This window comes from Ruegeria sp. BHSA163, from assembly GCF_059613365.1.
On the sequence record NZ_JBXWSJ010000011.1, the window covers coordinates 25,096 to 42,229 of the forward strand.

At 50.8% G+C, this 17,134-nt stretch carries 14 protein-coding genes; 6 read left to right on the top strand and 8 right to left on the bottom strand.

The genetic code is table 11. The features are described 5' to 3' along the window. Positions 1-37: 37 nt before the first annotated feature. From AC2FNV_RS07360 to AC2FNV_RS07380, 5 genes are all read right to left on the bottom strand, one after another. Positions 38-358 carry a hypothetical protein gene (locus AC2FNV_RS07360; RefSeq protein WP_170476490.1) on the bottom strand — a complete coding sequence of 107 codons (321 nt, stop codon included), beginning with the start codon at positions 356-358 and terminating at the stop codon, positions 38-40. Between the two features lie 198 nt (positions 359-556). After that, positions 557-2,431 (bottom strand): DUF3604 domain-containing protein, encoded by a 1,875-nt coding sequence (locus AC2FNV_RS07365; RefSeq protein WP_254442454.1) that lies wholly within the window; start codon positions 2,429-2,431, stop codon positions 557-559. Between the two features lie 237 nt (positions 2,432-2,668). Continuing rightward, positions 2,669-3,793, bottom strand: a complete 1,125-nt coding sequence (locus tag AC2FNV_RS07370) for a cytochrome-c peroxidase (protein WP_496772855.1) — start codon at positions 3,791-3,793, stop codon at positions 2,669-2,671. Continuing rightward, the gene (locus AC2FNV_RS07375; RefSeq protein ID WP_170476493.1) at positions 3,790-4,167 is read right to left on the bottom strand and encodes a FixH family protein; all 378 of its coding nucleotides are present in this window, start codon (positions 4,165-4,167) and stop codon (positions 3,790-3,792) included. The genes AC2FNV_RS07370 and AC2FNV_RS07375 overlap by 4 nt, the downstream gene beginning before the upstream one ends. Further along, positions 4,164-4,970, bottom strand: coding sequence for an amidohydrolase family protein (locus tag AC2FNV_RS07380; RefSeq protein WP_170604242.1), 807 nt, complete (start codon positions 4,968-4,970; stop codon positions 4,164-4,166). Before AC2FNV_RS07380 ends, AC2FNV_RS07375 begins: the two co-directional genes overlap by 4 nt. Before the next feature lie 611 nt (positions 4,971-5,581). Here AC2FNV_RS07380 and AC2FNV_RS07385 point away from each other — a divergent pair. Beyond that, complete coding sequence (locus AC2FNV_RS07385; RefSeq protein WP_170604244.1) at positions 5,582-6,232, top strand: hypothetical protein; 651 nt, start codon at positions 5,582-5,584, stop codon at positions 6,230-6,232. Between the two features lie 722 nt (positions 6,233-6,954). Here AC2FNV_RS07385 and AC2FNV_RS07390 read toward each other — a convergent pair. Both AC2FNV_RS07390 and AC2FNV_RS07395 read right to left on the bottom strand, forming a co-directional pair. After that, positions 6,955-7,896 carry a phosphotransferase enzyme family protein gene (locus tag AC2FNV_RS07390; RefSeq protein ID WP_170604246.1) on the bottom strand — a complete coding sequence of 314 codons (942 nt, stop codon included), beginning with the start codon at positions 7,894-7,896 and terminating at the stop codon, positions 6,955-6,957. Then, positions 7,893-9,179 carry an aspartate aminotransferase family protein gene (locus AC2FNV_RS07395; RefSeq protein ID WP_170604354.1) on the bottom strand — a complete coding sequence of 429 codons (1,287 nt, stop codon included), beginning with the start codon at positions 9,177-9,179 and terminating at the stop codon, positions 7,893-7,895. The genes AC2FNV_RS07390 and AC2FNV_RS07395 overlap by 4 nt, the downstream gene beginning before the upstream one ends. A gap of 249 nt (positions 9,180-9,428) precedes the next feature. Between AC2FNV_RS07395 and AC2FNV_RS07400 the strand changes: the two genes are divergently transcribed. Next, on the top strand, positions 9,429-11,339 hold the full coding sequence (locus AC2FNV_RS07400) for a DUF3604 domain-containing protein (RefSeq protein WP_254442455.1): 1,911 nt from the start codon (positions 9,429-9,431) through the stop codon (positions 11,337-11,339). 128 nt (positions 11,340-11,467) lie between these two features. On the opposite strand, the gene AC2FNV_RS07405 is transcribed toward AC2FNV_RS07400, so the two are convergent. Continuing rightward, positions 11,468-13,357: an SLC13 family permease gene (locus AC2FNV_RS07405; protein ID WP_170476500.1), complete on the bottom strand. Its 1,890-nt coding sequence runs from the start codon at positions 13,355-13,357 to the stop codon at positions 11,468-11,470. A gap of 547 nt (positions 13,358-13,904) precedes the next feature. On the opposite strand from AC2FNV_RS07405, the gene AC2FNV_RS07410 reads away from it, so the two are divergent. The 4 genes from AC2FNV_RS07410 to AC2FNV_RS07425 all read left to right on the top strand — a co-directional run bounded on the left by AC2FNV_RS07410 (position 13,905) and on the right by AC2FNV_RS07425 (position 17,096). Continuing rightward, positions 13,905-14,396 carry a hypothetical protein gene (locus AC2FNV_RS07410; protein WP_170604250.1) on the top strand — a complete coding sequence of 164 codons (492 nt, stop codon included), beginning with the start codon at positions 13,905-13,907 and terminating at the stop codon, positions 14,394-14,396. A 294-nt stretch (positions 14,397-14,690) separates the two neighbouring features. Next, on the top strand, positions 14,691-15,158 hold the full coding sequence (locus AC2FNV_RS07415) for a lytic transglycosylase domain-containing protein (protein ID WP_170604252.1): 468 nt from the start codon (positions 14,691-14,693) through the stop codon (positions 15,156-15,158). 369 nt (positions 15,159-15,527) lie between these two features. Beyond that, the gene (locus AC2FNV_RS07420; RefSeq protein WP_496772859.1) at positions 15,528-16,904 is read left to right on the top strand and encodes an ammonium transporter; all 1,377 of its coding nucleotides are present in this window, start codon (positions 15,528-15,530) and stop codon (positions 16,902-16,904) included. A 24-nt stretch (positions 16,905-16,928) separates the two neighbouring features. Next, positions 16,929-17,096, top strand: coding sequence for a hypothetical protein (locus AC2FNV_RS07425; RefSeq protein WP_170476507.1), 168 nt, complete (start codon positions 16,929-16,931; stop codon positions 17,094-17,096). Positions 17,097-17,134 lie beyond the last annotated feature (38 nt).

The window sequence follows — 17,134 nt, forward strand, 5'->3', positions numbered from 1 at the left end:
CCGCAACTCGGAAAAGCAACGTAGATTGGACACTTGTCTAACCGCACTCGGTCAGACTGTTCGCTGCGATCCAGCCGAAGGTGCCGCTTTGCCAAATATTAGCTTGGGTTTTGTCGTGCCGAACCCAAGTCCAGCCTTCGGCTTGAGCAGGCGCCAAACTCTGATCCGGAAATAGAACCAAATCGCCGACTGGTATCTTTCTTAGGACCTCAGATGTTGCAACAGGAAACGCGAAAAGATCAATAACTTCAACTGCAGCGGCATTTGAAGAAACAGTGCAGGCCACAGTTGCACCTGCGGCCAACGGCGTGGAACACAGAAAAACCAAGCCAATTAAACCCAGTGAACGCGAAACCATGCTGCCTCTCCACGCGCTTTTGGTAAGTGCCTGCCTAATTGCCAGTGACAACGTCAGGTTAGCGGGTGCCTGACCAATGTTAAAGCGGGATGACAGTGATTAGTTTTTCTTTGACTGTCCAAAGTGCTTGACCACATATCGCCCCGTAAGTTGTCGGGTGCCCGTACCATACGAAAAATTGGGATTGTATTTCCAGGCTCATTCGTAACCGACATGCCAAATGGGCGACGTATATGCACGTTCCTGAATGGATAGCGGCGCACCTTCCGGTGTCGCAACACCAAAGACTTTTGCATCATAAGTTGTCCAGCGCGGTGTCGGTATTTGAAGAACCCGAACGTAGTAGAATGCTTTTTGTTTAGGATCATAATTCGGGTCTTCCCAAAAGCCCGCAAGGACGGCTTGGCCAATATCATTTGTCCATGTTGAAGCAACACTATCAACGGTGTTGCCGACTTGGCCGTCACAAACTTGGTTGATCAATTCGCGCCCTCCGCAAGCCACGTCATATACCTGCTCTGACGTTGACCCATCTGCGTTCAACCAGCCTTTTATGATCTGAATACGATCAAGGTTTGCCCCGTCCGGATCGCGCAGCGCCCGAACAACAAACCGCGGTGCTCGACCTTCCGCGTCTGGAAACAAATCGGAACCCATTGGAACGCCGTTGTCGTAACCGTATGCGTCAAAATCAGCACGCGGTAGATCAGCCTCCAAGAAATCGTAACCAGCGAAAACTCGGACTCGGATGCGAGGGCCAGTAGTGGCAAATACCTCTTTGCGAGCTAGCGCGTCCCAAATGGCTTCTCGCGTGTTTTCCCTGGCCCAAACGGCCGCGAGTCCGGATGCGGATGTCTGCCACGCATACTGCGCGACCGAGTCGTCCCCCCCGATGCCGCCAACCACCTCTTCAAATCGAATGGGATCTGCGGTTGGTTCCACTGCCGCAACTTTACCAAAGAAGTTATCCTCACCGACCGTCGAAAGCGAAGTGTGGGAATCTGTGGATCCGATCACGCCAAATTTGAACGGGTTAACCCCCATCTCCCCCTCATATGCCAGCCCTCTACGCAGCGCTGATCTGGCATACTCGCGCGGTAGCATCTCGGGTGTCTTAGGCTCTGGCCCTAGCTGACCCTTATCCCATGTTTCAAAATCAGCGAACGCGTCGTCCGGAGAAAGCATTGGATGGGTTTCCCCATCTCCTTTCATTTGCGTGATTTCATAAATGGGTTCCCAACGAGCACGTCGCTTAAAGTATTCAACATCGAATGCCTCTCCTGAAAGCCGAACCTCGTCGAACATTAAGCCATTAGACAAGTTTCCGTTATGGGGAATAGCCAGAAGCTTCTGACCTGTCGTAACTTCGGCTTGCTCCATCCATTGCCAAAGGTCTTCCGGGTCGAAACTGTCAAAATTCGAAAACGGTATGATCTTGTCAGCCCCTTCCTTACCCCCTCTAAAAATGACATTGCGATGCAAGTTGTTTCGACCGGGATTAGAAGTCCACTCAAAGCCAATTAATGCCGTGAAGAAACCCGGGCTGTTGTGAGCTTCGGCCGCTTCGGTAATATTGCTCCAGGCGCTTTGGTAGATTTCCGGGTAATCCGCCAAAGGGTCCACGCCGCCCGACTTTGCTTGGCTCCATATGGACCACGCGCCCGCCGGATCACCCGCTTCGACAGCAGCGTCAAGCTGTTGACCAAATTCTGTTGAAAGAAGGACTTCGTCCTTAGCCATCAGAAGTGGTGCAAGACCGAGATTCTCAGCGTGATCGGCAATAACGAGAAAATCCAAGGGACGTCGCAATCTTGCCTGTACACCCGTGCTTGAAGCGACAATTTGGCCCTTTGCAAAACGATATGCCTCATCAGGACCAAGAGTATTCCCAATCATACCGGCATCGGCAGAGTAAGTCGTGTGAAGATGTGTATCGCCAAAGAAGACCTGATTAGGAAAATCCTGCTGCGGGTACGGAGAATAATTTCGATCCCCCGGCTGTGTCGCTGGCGTATCTTCGGCGGCAGCCGCACTCACAATCATAAAATACAAAAAAAATATCAAACGGAGCATGTGTCCCTCCAAGCTTGGAACAAACTATACACTGAACGTTTGATTTTCCGATGATATTTAAAACCGCCTGCTTTGTTGGCAAAGCTGCTTTTGTCTGCGGCAGAAAAATGACGGCACTGAGCTTGATCCTCTGTCAATTTAGGCCCTGACAGTTGCCATGCAGCGATGGCTAGCTCTGACACCAAATCGCAAATTTCGAAAACACTCTGGGACCTGATCAGAAATAAAATTCCAAGGTTACGGAGAGCTAGACAGGGTCTCCAAAAACGCCACCAAATCAGAGACTTCCTGCTCAGACAAATTCAATTCGGATAGTATGGCTTCACCGTCGGCATGAAGTCTTTCCACATCAATCTCGTTGTAATGTCGTACAACAGCTTCTAGGTCGTTCAAGCTGCCGTCATGCATATAAGGAGCGGTTTCGGCCACACCCCGCAGGGATGGCGTACGGAAAGTACCAAAATCGGAATGGCTTCGGCGTATACTACGAACGGCCCATGCACCTTGCTTAGCAGGATCGTCGCTCCAATCCCCATCTAGCGTGTAAGCGCTGGAGAGTAAAAAGTTCAATCCACCAAACCGACCTTCGTCAACTTCGGTTTCACTAAGAAAATACGGTACGCCAGCGTCGTGGAATTCGTTATTGGAAAACCTGAGACCGTTATGGCACAACGAACAATTTCCGCGTCCCAGAAACAGCTGAAGACCTCGCTGAGCAGCGTCAGGATAATTCGAAGCGGCGGCCATATCGCCGCGCTCTAGCGCATCCCGAAAATCGTCAAATTGGGTCCTCTCGGTAGTTAATGTTTCCAAGTAGGATGACAGAGTTTTGGCAATATTTACTAATACTAAATCGGCTCCTTGGTTTTGGGTATCACCGAAAATGGCTTCAAAATCATCAATATAAGGACTCGCAACAATAGCGTCTTTTAGACTTTCCTTGCTGTGCGCCATCTCCCTTTTTTCGATGATCGGATGCAAACTGGCTGCCCAAAGACTATCACTCTTACCTGCCCAGCCATACCAACGTAGGCCTGCCAGGTTCTTCAGTGTTGGCGTGTTCCAATCTAATAAGACGCGTCCGACCGCACGGGGCTCGGAGGTGGTAAATGCCTGCTCTGGGTCGTGGCAACTTGCGCACGCGAATGCACCGTCGACAGAAAGAATGGGATCACTGAATAACGCCGCTCCCAGCGCAATCGCCCTTGGATTATTCGAGACTCTGTTGCTGAGGTCAGCTTGGAATGACGGTGGCCACGGCCCAAAAGATAGTGTTTGTTGAATTTCATTCCGCGACAAGAGCACTTCTGCGTGCGCCGTTCCCGGCATTGCCAACAATGCGGCTGTCACCCACCGCTTCATTTCAGCTCAATTTCGGAAGTGTAAGACAATGACTCTCCCCTAAATTCGACGTCGATCTGCAACTGCCATAATCCCGGCATATGAAACAGAATCTGGTCCACCCGAAACACACCGTCGCCCAGCGCGGTAACCTCGGGTACATAGTTCAATCCGTGTTGGTGAGCAGGCATAATTGCATCGACACGTATGTCACCCACTGTAATTTCATTGCAGATCGAAACCAGAACAGAAAACGGTTGGGCCAACAGAATTTCATCAACAACCAAATGCACTTCGGGCGCATTTTGAGTTTCTTCCACCATGCGTTGACCGTTAGATTCACAGGCCATGGCCGTGCCGGAAAAAATTAGAAACCAGAAAAACCAGCGGATCATTCTGATGCCAACAACCTTTCTGCGTTAGCAAACGCGATGTTGTCCGCAATCTGGTCAGGTAGCAAATTCAACCAGTCGCGTGAAAAATCGGCATGCGGCCCCACGTAATACCAACGCTCCGGCGCGAAAGTATCCGTGCCGACCATGAACCGATCAGGGTGCGCCTCGAATGCGGTTTTCCAATCAGGGTCAAGAACGCCGCGTGAAACCATATCTGATCGATATGCCAGATCGGCCCAAAGCCTGGGATACGCGTCCAAAGCCTCAACAACATTTGCCGGATCGTCAAAGCCAGAGTGGGCCCATAGCACCCGAGCCTCCGGCCAGGTTTCGAAGATCAAGTCGACCGCCTCACGATCTCCGTGGTGGTGAAGAATTAGGTTCCGCTCTTTTGCAAGTTCGATCATACGCTGGATAACCGATGTCTTGATATCATCCCCGTATGCATGAAACTCGCCTATTGCTTCGTATTCATTTTTCGCCAGATTTTCTTCCAGATAGTCAATGACAGTGTCATCGTGCATCCATGTGTTGATCTCACCACGACGACGATAAGGCCGAAGCGCCGGAACAACGATGTCAGGCGCCGCTGCCGCCAGCAGTTGAGTGCCGTTGTCGTCCGAACTGGAAACTAGCGCCTTTCGTACGCCGGCATCCCTGAGGATTTTGGCCACCTGTTCGGGTGGCACCAGTTTCACGGCATCATGACTGTAGTGAATATGCGCATCGAAGATTGGCCGCTCGTCGGCCTCCGCACCATTGCTGAGCACAGTTGCGGCTATTGGGAGGAGTATTTTTAGCACCTTATGGGTCCTCGGAATGGCGATATCAATTCGGAAACTGGAGCATCTTAACCTAGCGTCCATATTGGACCGAAGATTTTATTTAAGATAGCTGGCGTCGACGTACTAGATTTCAGTGTTCAAGATCAATTTGGCTGATTTATTCGCAAAGTAGATTTTGCCGCCTACCTTTTCAGCCATTGGTATGATCGAAAAGCTAATTTTATCATGTGGTTACAAATTCGTTCCATTGATAGAATGCTAGCTTTAATCGTTCGGTTTCACTCGACTTCAACCATGTGTGGATTCTAAAAAATAGCGCTTTGGCTGGGCCAACGGGCGGCGACCGTGCTCAGGACACCATCAGGAATTGAACAATATACCAGCGTCACAACCTGAATTATCTGGATCGCTCGAGTGACTGATCAACCCATCTCTACTCGCATTATGACCTTTGACTCCGAAATTACTCGTGGGTTTTGAATAGGCGCAGTTACATACACCAAATGTCGGATACTAAGTTGAGGCCACGGAAAAACTCGGTGGTTGGATCGTGGAACTTCTGGAACGATCTGAACAATCGGATAATAAGATAATTGTCTCTATGCGAGATAACGGAAATTTCACCAGGTATGCGCCGTCAGCAGGTGAACGGTATGAAGATTAACGTACATGCGCTTGAACAGGAGCACTTAGAGTCGGCATTCGATCTGGCGACCCGCGTATTTGTAGCATCTAGCACGTTACATCGGGCCTTGGGGATCGAGTTGAATGAGTATCAGGATTACCTCCGCCGCCCGTTCGAAAAAATGGTGGAAGAAGGCTTATCGGTTGCTGCAACTGACCTCAGATCTAACAAACTTGTCGGGTGTCTCATAGTAACAGATTTCACGAGTCTGCCGACCAAAAATCCTGCCCTAGCACAACGTTTTGCGCCAATGCTGGCTCTTACAGCGGAGTTATGCCGTCGGTATGAAATCAAACGAAAGGTTTCCGTTGGTGACGCGGCGCTGGTCGATATGGGAGCAGTATCGGCAGAGGCAATTGGGCAAGGCATCTACCAAAAAATGCGCAACGCCGCTCACGAGGTTGCAAGGAATAAAGGCTATAAAATAGCATTGGGGGAGCTATCATCTGCAGCATCCCAACGCGTCGTTCTGAACAAACTCATGCATAGCAAAATGGCAGAAATTCAATTCTCGGATTTTCAGTTTTCCGGCGAGTATCCGTTTTCAGCCATCAAGGAGCCGCCAAGCATTATTTTGTCCGAAGGCGCCTTATAACGCGCCCCTAGCAACAAGTCGCTTCCTGTTCTATGAACCCGAAGCGGCCCTTTGTGCAAAAACTCTGCTGAAACTGCGATAGTCCTGAATTTTTGACTTTTCCCATGACGCCTTTTCTAATCACCTTCGACCTACCAGTTGGACAACAGATCAGCCTCACACCTTGTACAATTGACTGTTTCGTTGCGGTAAGAAACAAGAAAAGGCAGAAACTTGGCGAGCTTTTCATTTAAGCCTCTCAAATTCTAAGGGCATCCAACCTCGACGAAACAGTTGGGGGAATCCTTTAGGCGAATACCCGGTCAAATGCCAAAATCGGTCCCCAGATCGCGAGTATCAAGATCCCTGTGACCAACCATCTTTGGCGGCGGCGAGCTGCCTCAATCTGGATGCTTTTCGATACCCGCTCAATACCGCACAACGGGCAATGCCAAAACGTGTAAAGGTCACCGTCCTGGTCATCAATAAAATGGTCAATTGGTAAAAACCAGTGGCCCAGCCGCCGGCAAATGCGTCTTTTTGATATGAGCATCTAACAAAAAAATAGTAATTTAAATCAGTGCGAATACTAACACTGTATTGTATATAATTAAAGGTATCTTTGTTAGTTAAAAGAAAGCTATACGCTTGTTTTGGCTGCAGGATAAGCCTTGGAGCCGGTCACAGCGAACGAAAACAAGGCTTGTAAAACTCTGCAGCACATCCCAGGCCGAATGACTATTTTATTCAAGATGTTGAAGGTATTTTGTAACCAGACGTCTGAAGGTTTCGATGAAACGCGTATTTCTTTCCAGACCACCGGGTTCGTCCACTCTGGTAATGATCCACCCAACGTAGGTTGCAGCTCTGATCGACAGAAACAGATCCAATTCAGAAACATCCAGAGGGCGAATTGACCGATAGCCATCGAACAGGCGGCTTCGAAGCATTCGATAGTCGGCGTCAGAAATATGCTTGAACAGCGCTGTTGCAACGTCGAACAAACGATAGCCATAGCCACCATCATCGAAGTCGATCATTTTCAGAAAACCATTATCTACTAATATATTATCCGGCACGAGGTCTGCATGCACCAATCCATAGTCAAGCGATTTTCCGATCCGGTTGAGTTTAACTGATGCGTGATTTCTGAATTTCACAAAGACGGCCCGGTCGGCATTTGTGAGAGAGGGGTTTCCCCAGAACCTGCCCCATAGCGGAGCGTCGCCGACTAACCCGTCACGATCCCAGTGGACCCGGATGAATCCTGATTGGGCGTCCCACGCGTCGGACGCTTGATGAAGGCGTGCCATTTCACGACCAAGTTCAAAAAAAAGCTGCCTTCGCTCCGTAACGCCGAGTTTTGGCAAAGCAGAGGTCATTGTTTCGCCTTTGAGCCAGGTCAAAACATCCACTTGAAACCCATCGATATGGCGCAGAACCTCACCTTTAGGAGTTGGAACCGGTGCGGGCACAGAGAGTCCCGCTTCGGCCATCGCCGCCATCCACTCCAGTTCCGATCGCAGCTCACCATCGGTGCGATAGCTTTGCCGGTGTACGCGAAGCGCCAGGCGCATGGTTCCCAAACGCACTTCGTATACCGTGTTTTCTCGCTCAGCGACCAAGCTGACGTCGGCGCGTTCCATACCCCATACACGTAAGGCGGTATCAACGACATGTTTCACGATGGCGCAAGGGTGCCCAGAACCTCGTCCAAATTGTCGAACAATAGGTCTGCGTTTTGACAAGAGAAAGGCATGGGGGGACGGATTTTTAGGGTGTTTTTGTACCGCCCCAGTTTTGAATGGATGATCCCGCGTTGGCGCATTTCGTTAATGACGCGGTCAGTGAAATCACTGGCTGGGTCTTTTGTTATTCTGTCACGCACCATTTCTGCGCCGAAAATCAATCCAGATCCACGGACATCTCCGATATAGTCGTACTTTTCCTTCAACGCCGCCATTCGCGTGCGCGCATAATCACCGACCCGCTTGGCATTCGCGACAAGTTCCGCTTCTTCCAGTTCTTCCAGTACGGCAATGGCCGCCGCACAGGATACAGGGTTGCCCCCAAATGTGTTAAAGTACCTGTACCCTTGGCGGAATGCAGCAACGATATCGGTGTCAGCTACCACTCCGCCCATAGGGTGCCCATTTGCCATTGGCTTTCCCAGTGTCATGATATCAGGGACGATGCCCATTTTTTCGTGCGCCCACATGTGCGTACCAGTGCGGCCAAATCCCGATTGCACCTCATCGCAGATCAAGAGACCACCAGCTTTGCGGACTGCATCTGCCGCAGGTCGTAGCCAGCCGTCGGGATTGTCCGGAAATCCTTCATTCAGAAAATAGGGGCAAACAATGAGTGCAGCAAAACCAATTCCATCTTTCTCAAGCACGTCGATTTGTTCGGTCACTGCCGTTGCAAAGTGCTGTCCATCTGTATCGGGGTAGCGATAACTGTCCGGCGCGTTGACGAAGCGAACGTATTTGTCCAGCCCGAAACCGACATCCGGTACGTTCGACCTGCTGAGCTGACTGACAAGTGACGTGTTGCCATGATAGGTCGCGTCCGTCGCGATGATCCCGCGTTTACCGGAAACGGCTTCCGCCATCCGCAAGGCGATGTCATTTGCCTCTGATCCGGTGCAGGTCAGAATGGCTGTATTCAAAGACGGTGCCATCGTGTCGGTTAGTTTCTCAAGGTATTCGATTATCCCTTCATGCAAATACCGAGTATGCGTATTCAGCTTGCCGGCCTGACGGCAAATCGCTTCAACAACCCTTGGATTGCAATGTCCGACATGCGGCACGTTGTTGTAACAGTCCAAGTACTTTCGACCATCTGCGTCCCAAAGCCAAACGCCCTCACCTTTCACAAAGTGGACAGGGTTATCATAAAAAGTGGATACGTTGGGCCCAAGCAATCGTGCCCGGTCTTCCAAGAGTTGTTGCGTCGTGCGTGCCAAAGCGAAGTTGATCCATGTTGCTTGGAACAAACTTAACAAGGCAAACGTTGTTTGCACAGAAGCACGACGTTGCTTAAGGCTCAGAACTATTTTAGCGAGAGGTATTTACCGGTCGATTTGGTCGCGGTGCAGTCGTTTGATCCATAGGGACCAACGCAGATTCGACGGCTTTTCGGACAACCGAATTCCAACCGAAGACATTTTCTGTCGTGAATATGTGATATGATGCCCCCAATTAGGGAGGAAAAGTTGTTTCGTTTGATATTTCCCGCCGCTCTTATTCTTGGGAGCCCAGCCTTTGCTCAGGACGCTATTAACCCTTTCGGGCTTACCGGACCTTCTGGGCGACCTTATTCGCCTTACGCCGAACGCGCGTTTCCGACCCAAGTCTATTTTGGCGACACGCATGTTCACACAGGATTGTCAGGGGATGCCGGCGGAGGGGGCACACGGCTCATGCCTCGCGACGCATATCGGTTTGCGCGGGGCGAGCAGGTGATGTCAAACACCGGCCAACCTGTCAAACTATCCCGACCTCTCGACTTCTTCATGATCACAGATCATTCGGATGCGATGGGTGCCATCACCGACATTATCGGTGGCGCGCCGAACATCCTTGCAGATGAGCAAGGCAGATACTTTCACGAAGAGTTCAATAAAGGTGGAGAAGCCGCATTAGCAGCGGCACTTGAGTTGACTGCGGCATTCGCGCAAGGGCAGGTTTCCCCTGCGCTGAACTATCAACCGGGAAATCCCGCTTATGCTCGCGTTTGGGACGACATTATCGATTCGGCCGAAGAGTATAATGAACCCGGCGTATTCAGCACGTTCATCGCCTATGAATGGACGTCCCTCGTCGCAGGCAACAATCTGCATCGAAACGTGATTTTCCGAGATGGCCCCCAACGCACACGGCAAATACTACCATACACCACGACGCCGCCCGTAGGCTCCCCGAACCCTCGTGACCTTTGGAATTGGTTGGAAAATTATGAGCAAACGACCGGCGGACGCGTACTGGTGATCCCTCACAATGGTAATCTGTCGAACGGTTGGATGTTTTCGCTTGTCGATGACTTTGCAGATGGCGCACCACTGGACCCCACCTATGCGGAAGCTCGAAACAGATGGGAAAGACTGTACGAACCAACGCAGATAAAAGGCGACGGTGAGGCGCACCCGTTCCTGTCACCTGATGATGAGTTTGCTGACTTTGAGACGTGGGATTACGGGAACCTGGATGCTTCGGTTCCGAAAAAGCCAGATATGTTGCCCGGTGAATATGCTCGATCTGGGTTGCTTCGAGGCTTGTCACTGGAACACAAATTGGGGACGAACCCTTTCAAATTTGGCTTAGGCGGAGCCAGCGACACGCACACTGGCTTGACCGCGCCCGACAACGACAATTTCTTTGGTAAGTTCACTGGGTACGAACCCAGTGAAGAACGTAGCCAACATGTAAGCAAGACATATTCTGATGGAGCAGTCGCGCTGCGGTCCTCGCAATACATTACCGGAGGCCTGACGGCAGTCTGGGCAGAGGAAAACTCCCGCGAGGCAATTTGGGATGCAATGCATCGGCGTGAAACCTATGCAACCACAGGACCCCGTATACGCGTCCGAATGTTCGGAGGTTATTCCTTCAAAGAAGACGACGCGTTGCGACGGGATTTGGCACTAGTAGGCTACACCAAAGGTGTGCCGATGGGTAGTGATCTAGGTACAGGAGAAGGCGCCCCTTCTTTTCTAGTTTATGCGCTTCGTGATCCGGTGGGTGCCAATCTGGATCGCATTCAGATCATCAAGGGTTGGCTGGACACCGAAGGCCAGCAACAGGAAAAGGTTTATGATATCAGCTGGTCGGGGGACCGTGAACCAAATGCCAATGGGAAGTTACCACCCGTGGGAAATACCGTGGACCTCTCAATTCCATCTTGGACAAACAAAATTGGGGCCTCTGAGTTGGGGACCGTGTGGAAAGATCCTGACTTTGATCCTTTGGAAAGCGCGTTCTACTACGCTCGAGTGATTGAAATCCCTACCCCACGATGGACAGCTTATGATGCTGTAAAGTTCGGAATAGAAATGCCCGAAGACGTCCAATTGATAACACAGGAACGCGCCTATACTTCACCAATATGGTACGTGCCAGTACAATAGTCCTGACTGCAAAATCTGATTTGCGTTAGGTTCAGCGCACGGTCTTTGCAGCCAATGCATACGCCAGTTGAGCGGAAAAAGCTGCGTTATAGCTTTTGCTGAACGTCGATGACCTTACCAAAAACGGATTAGAAAAAGAGCGCTAACCCGGTCATGGAGACAATCAAGAAAAGCAACGTCATGATGCCGCCAGAACGAAGGAAATCGACCACCCGGTAACCTGCAGGTCCCATAATTAGAGCATTCACCTGGTGGGTCGGGATCAAAAATGAATTGGACGTTGAAATTGCCACCGTCAAGGCAAACACAGCTGGGTTTCCTCCCGCTGATACCGCAATAGAAACAGCTAGCGGAACCAATAAAACAGTTGCGCCTACGTTTGACATAACCAGCGTGAACGCTGTAGCCAAAACTGCTATTCCAGCTTGCAACGACCATATTGGCCAACCTTTCAGGAAAGCTAGTACGTGCGCAGCGATCCAATCCGCGGTGCCGGTGTTTTGGACCGCCTGGCCAAGCGGGATCAGAGAGGCGAGCAGAAAAACCGTGCTCCAGCTGATCGATTCATAGGCTTCATCAATCGACAGTACTCGGCTCAGCACCATCCCAATAGCACCGATCAACAGACACAAAGACAGACGCAAATCGGAGAAGAGGATCAAACTCAGCGCTATGATAAAAAAGGCGACTGCCCAGCCGACTTTGTGCGGCCGCAATTCCTCCTGCGGAAAGTCCGAGGTTACAACAACAAAATCTCTGTCAGACTTTAGTCGGGTCAGCCGATCCCACTGTACATGGACGACACAAGTGTCCCCTGCCTGCAAAGGTACCTGCCCGATATGTGTGGCCGCATGATCCTCAGTTTCCACATGGCTTAAAGTTTCCTCGCCACGTTGAATAGCCAACAATGACAGCCCATGTGTTTGACGCAGACGAAGATCAATCGGGGTCTCACCAATAACCGAAGAGCCAGGCGGAATAACGACCTCTGCCACCCCTGATTGAGTTGCGGCAAAATCATCTGCAAATACATCCAGTTGCGGCAAAATTTCCAGTCCGTACGGTTCGGCAAACTCCCTCTGAACAACTCGACGCAGGCCAAGCACCGCCAATCGCGCTGGCGCCTCTATCTTGGTGTCAGCCATTGGTGCGATGACCTTGTGGCCTCGATAGGATGTGCCGAGGATATACATATGATGGGCGACCATCAGATCGGCGAGGGTCTGTCCGATGATGATTGAGCCTTCCGGAACTCGAACTTCGAACATATCCGCCCGAAGACCATACGTATTTTCAATATAAGCCTGCATGGATCGAGCTGAGCTGGCATCCTCTCCCCGTTCGCGGTGCGCAGGCAGAACCCAACGTCCGACCAGCACAAAGTAAAGTACTCCGGTCAAAACCAGCATCACGCCGATAGGTGTAACGGAGAATAAACCGAATGTTTCCATCTGCTGATCCGCGGGCAAAGACGCATTTGCCGAGACAATAAGGTCGTTCAACAGGATTAATGGTGAAGAACCCACCAGAGTGATGGTGCCGCCAAGTATTGCGCAAAACCCCATGGGCATCAGCAATCGGCTCATCGGGATTTCTGTACGCGCTGAGATACGGCTAACAACCGGTAGAAAAAGCGCTGCCGCCCCGACGTTCTGCATAAACGAGCTAATAATGCCGACAGTTGTTGAGACAATTGGAATAATACGTGCTTCTGTGGTCCCTCCATTTTTTAGGATCACGGCAGCAACTTTTGACATCAGTCCAGTTTTGTCGAGCCCCGCACCAAGAATCATAACCGCAATAATGGACATCACCGCGTTAGAGGAGAAGCCTTGAAAAAGTTCGGTAACATTGGCCAGATTTCCCAATCCAGGCAGATAACTCAGCGCGCCCAACAGTACCATCACAAGAACGGCCGCCACATCAATCCGCACGACTTCGGTTACGAAAAGTAAGACCGTGAATGACAGCAAGCTCAGCACTGCGATCATTTCATAGGTCAGTGTAGGTAATTCCATAGCGTACTCCTGACCTTACCCTAACCTACTGTGAGTAAATGCGAAGGACCAACTGTGCGCGGAAGATAAGGCCAAAAGCCTTCTGACCGGTTTACCCCAACCAATTGCTTAGCAGTTTCTGCAGTTCAGGACAGGTTAAGCCGCGCATGCGAACGCAGGTTTACAGCCGTATTCGCAGGCGCGCTCTGTTTCAGCCGAATGGAGACCGCAAACCCGGCAGGCACGTTCGAACGCGGATCGGAGCAACGCAGAGATTTTCTTCCGTTTGAGATCTGAAGCAGAAACGGATGCGTCGCCAGTTTCCACTTTAAGAACAATGTGTTTCCAAGTGCACGGTGGACACATTTTTGACACAATGTCAGTCTGAAAATATTGGCGACGAACTTAAAAATTTTGGAAAGTACGACCTTTTCTATTGGCTTTATGGGGGACGTTTCGTCGGGTCGCCCTACGAGCGACCGCCTAATAATGCTGAAGTGTTACCCTACTGGATCCACAGAAGCTTCATTTAGTCCAACGCGGGGCTTGCGATGCAGGGGAAACGCTGATGCAAAAAATACTGACCCACTGCTATCTTGAAAGGCGTCGGATTGCGTTTGCGAGCTTCATGGCCTCATTGGCGGGTTTTGTTCTTTACTCGCACTTGGTCGGTACCGTTTTCGGATTGCCCTTCCCCGTATTTGCCGGACTGTTGTATATGGTTGTCGTCGGCTTCGCAGCGGCGCTAACAACCTTTATTTTCCCAAAGCTTCGCAGACTTGTCGATGGCATCGCATTTGCCCGCGTAAGTCTTGCAATCTCGGTTGTAGCTACACAGAATTATCAACTGGTAAAGGCACCATTGGCCAGCGCGATCACAGTAGTTTTAGGCGCCATTATATTATTGGCCATCGGCAGACGCATTGGGAGTCTTGCCCAGAAAGAAAGCGCACCGCAACTGTTAGTGGCGTTCGTTGCGCCAATTGGAGCTTTGTTGCACTGGCTCGACAACTCTGATGGGTATGCTGAAGCGGTCAATCCGGAGACTACTGGCGCATAATCGGCTCCTGCCAAATCTTAGTTTCCGATATATTCAGGATTTGACTTCAATCTTTGGGTAATGCGCAACTTGGAAGCTTTGCTTCTTTACTCTGACGCTTTGCGCTTCTTGCCACGCTGACAGCCGCTGCATCATGCTGCCCCGTTAAATGATACCAAGTTTCTGGATGTACTCGTTTTTACGGAAGAAAAATTGCGCAGCAGGCCGAAACCCGCGCATTGAGTCTCAAGGCTATTGAATATCAGCCGCTGATAGGCAGTGATTGCATCAAGTTTCAGTAAGTTGAGAGGTCGGATGCGATACCTGATCCTAACCGCAGCGTTGTCTTTGGCTGCTTGCAGCAGCGCGCCAAAGGAAACAGTGACTCGACTATATCCTAATGAAACGGTCGAGCTTCGCGTGATGATCAACGAAACGGCGGACGCCCACGGCGTGCCGCGGAGCCTTGTTCACCGCGTGATCCAGCGGGAAAGCGATTACCGCCCCTACGCGCGCAACGGTCCCTACTACGGTTTGATGCAAATCCTTCCAGCTACGGCGCGCCAAATGGGGTTTCAAGGCGAAGCCTCGGACCTATTGGACGCACAGACCAACCTTACCTATGCGGTAAAATACCTGCGTGGGGCTTGGATGGTTTCTGACGGAAGCGAACCCGAAGCTGTGATGTGGTACGCGCGTGGATATTATTACGAGGCACGGAACCGCTGTATGCTTGTGGACACTGGGCTTAGGGATACCGAGGTGCGAAATTACTGCGGCTGAGGGAATACCGAAGTTTCGGAATCAAAATACTTTCGGCTTCCGATTCCTCTGCAATGACCAATCCATTGCTCTTTTGTGTTTGCAGTCAGATCAGAAAGGCACCCAGCGCTTTCTATCAAGTGATATTGGAATTAGTTCTAAGCATTTTTGACAAGATCGATATGCCGCAACCACAATAATTCGGATCCTCAATTGGCCTGCTGTTGATAGTTCAGAAGTGAGCGGCAACTTCGAAAACAGATTGGGATATTTTTGGATCAAAATTTTTTGTTCTGGTTTCGAATTGGTTTAGTGTAGCATTTTGTCGCAGACTGTTGAAATTCGTCTGTAACAAAAACTCCACCTCGGGAACCAAGCAGGGATGGGAACATGGAAGAGCAACTAGCGGAACTAGCGGCGAAAGTCGCGGAACTGGAAGCAGCGGCTTCTGTAACGAACACAATGTTTGCAGAAACCTACTACTACCTAACAATACCTTTGATGGTTATCATACACGCCGGATTTTTGGCATACGAGATGGGTGCATCCCGACAAAAAAACGTGCTTGCGTCGGGCATTAAGAACATTCTCGCATTCGCGTTTATGATGCCCACATTTTATTTCTTTGGGTGGTGGGTCTACTGGGGGTTCCCAACCGGCATCACGTTCTCAGAGGGCGCCATGGGCATTTCCGGCGCCGAGTACGCTGCATTCGCGTGGCCATGGACCGAAAGTGCAGGACCCAATCTGGATGATCAGGCGACAGGTGTGTTCTGGGGTGCTTTCGCACTTTTTGCAGCAACCACAGCGTCGATCTTCTCAGGCGCGGTAATCGAGCGAATTCAAGTTGTTGGATTTGTTATCCTTGCCGTTGTTCTGGGCTCGTTCGCATGGGTTGTTGCAGCAGCTTGGGGCTGGCACGCAGACGGATGGCTAGTAACCCAATGGGGAGTACACGACTTTGGCGCAGCGGGACTGGTACACGCCGTGGCAGGTTTCTTTGCCCTTGGCGTTTTGATCAATCTTGGCCCGAGAATTGGTAAATACAATGAAGACGGTTCGGCAAATCACATCGCAGGACACAACATGCCTTTCACCGTAACCGGCCTGATGCTGATTATCGTAGGATTCTGGGGCTTTCTGATGGCCTGTGTCATTGTTCCGGGTGAAGGGTGGAGCTGGTACGCGGATAAAGCGACAACAATCTACGGTACGCCGATGACTCTGTCTTCGTTGGCTTTCAACATTCTGATGGGTATGTCGGGTGGTATAATTGGTGCGTGGGCAATCGCTCGTGACCCATTCTTCATGATGTCAGGTGCCCTTGCCGGCATCATCGCCACGGCTTCGGGACTTGACGTTTATGATCCCTCGCTCGCGTTCGTAATGGGCGCCGCAGGCGGAGCACTGCTGAAACCTTGCTACAATTTCTTAGACAAACGCGGCATAGACGACGCTGTCGGTGCCGTAACTGTTCACGGTACGATTGGTCTGTTCGGCCTGATCATGTTTGGAATCTGGGGGTCAGGTCTTCCAGCCATCCAGGGTGACGGCGTTGCCACTGTGTCGCTTGTAGGTCAGCTCGTTGGCGCGGTTGTATTTTTCCTGTTGGGATTTGTGCCTGGGTACGTTGTCAGTTGGATCCTCAACGCACTAGGAATGCTGCGCGTGGCGGAAGAAGCAGAACTCGCAGGGCTCGATCTAACCAAAGTACCATTGCAGGCGTATCCGGAAGGCATTGTTCCTTCCCCGCCTGCTGCAGAATAAACATCTGAATTAGGAGACTGAAAAATGGGATTTGATCTAGCAAACGTCGATGAGATGACTGGCCCGATCTTCACAGGGGCAGGATCATCAATGTCGACTGTCTGGTTTCTTCTCGCCGTTTTGGTGTGCATTTACACTCTTTGGAGTGGCTACAAGCACGAGCATGACGCCTACAAGAAACTGAAAAAGTAACTTCAAGCAACTATCTAAAGGGCCGCCCAATTGGTGCG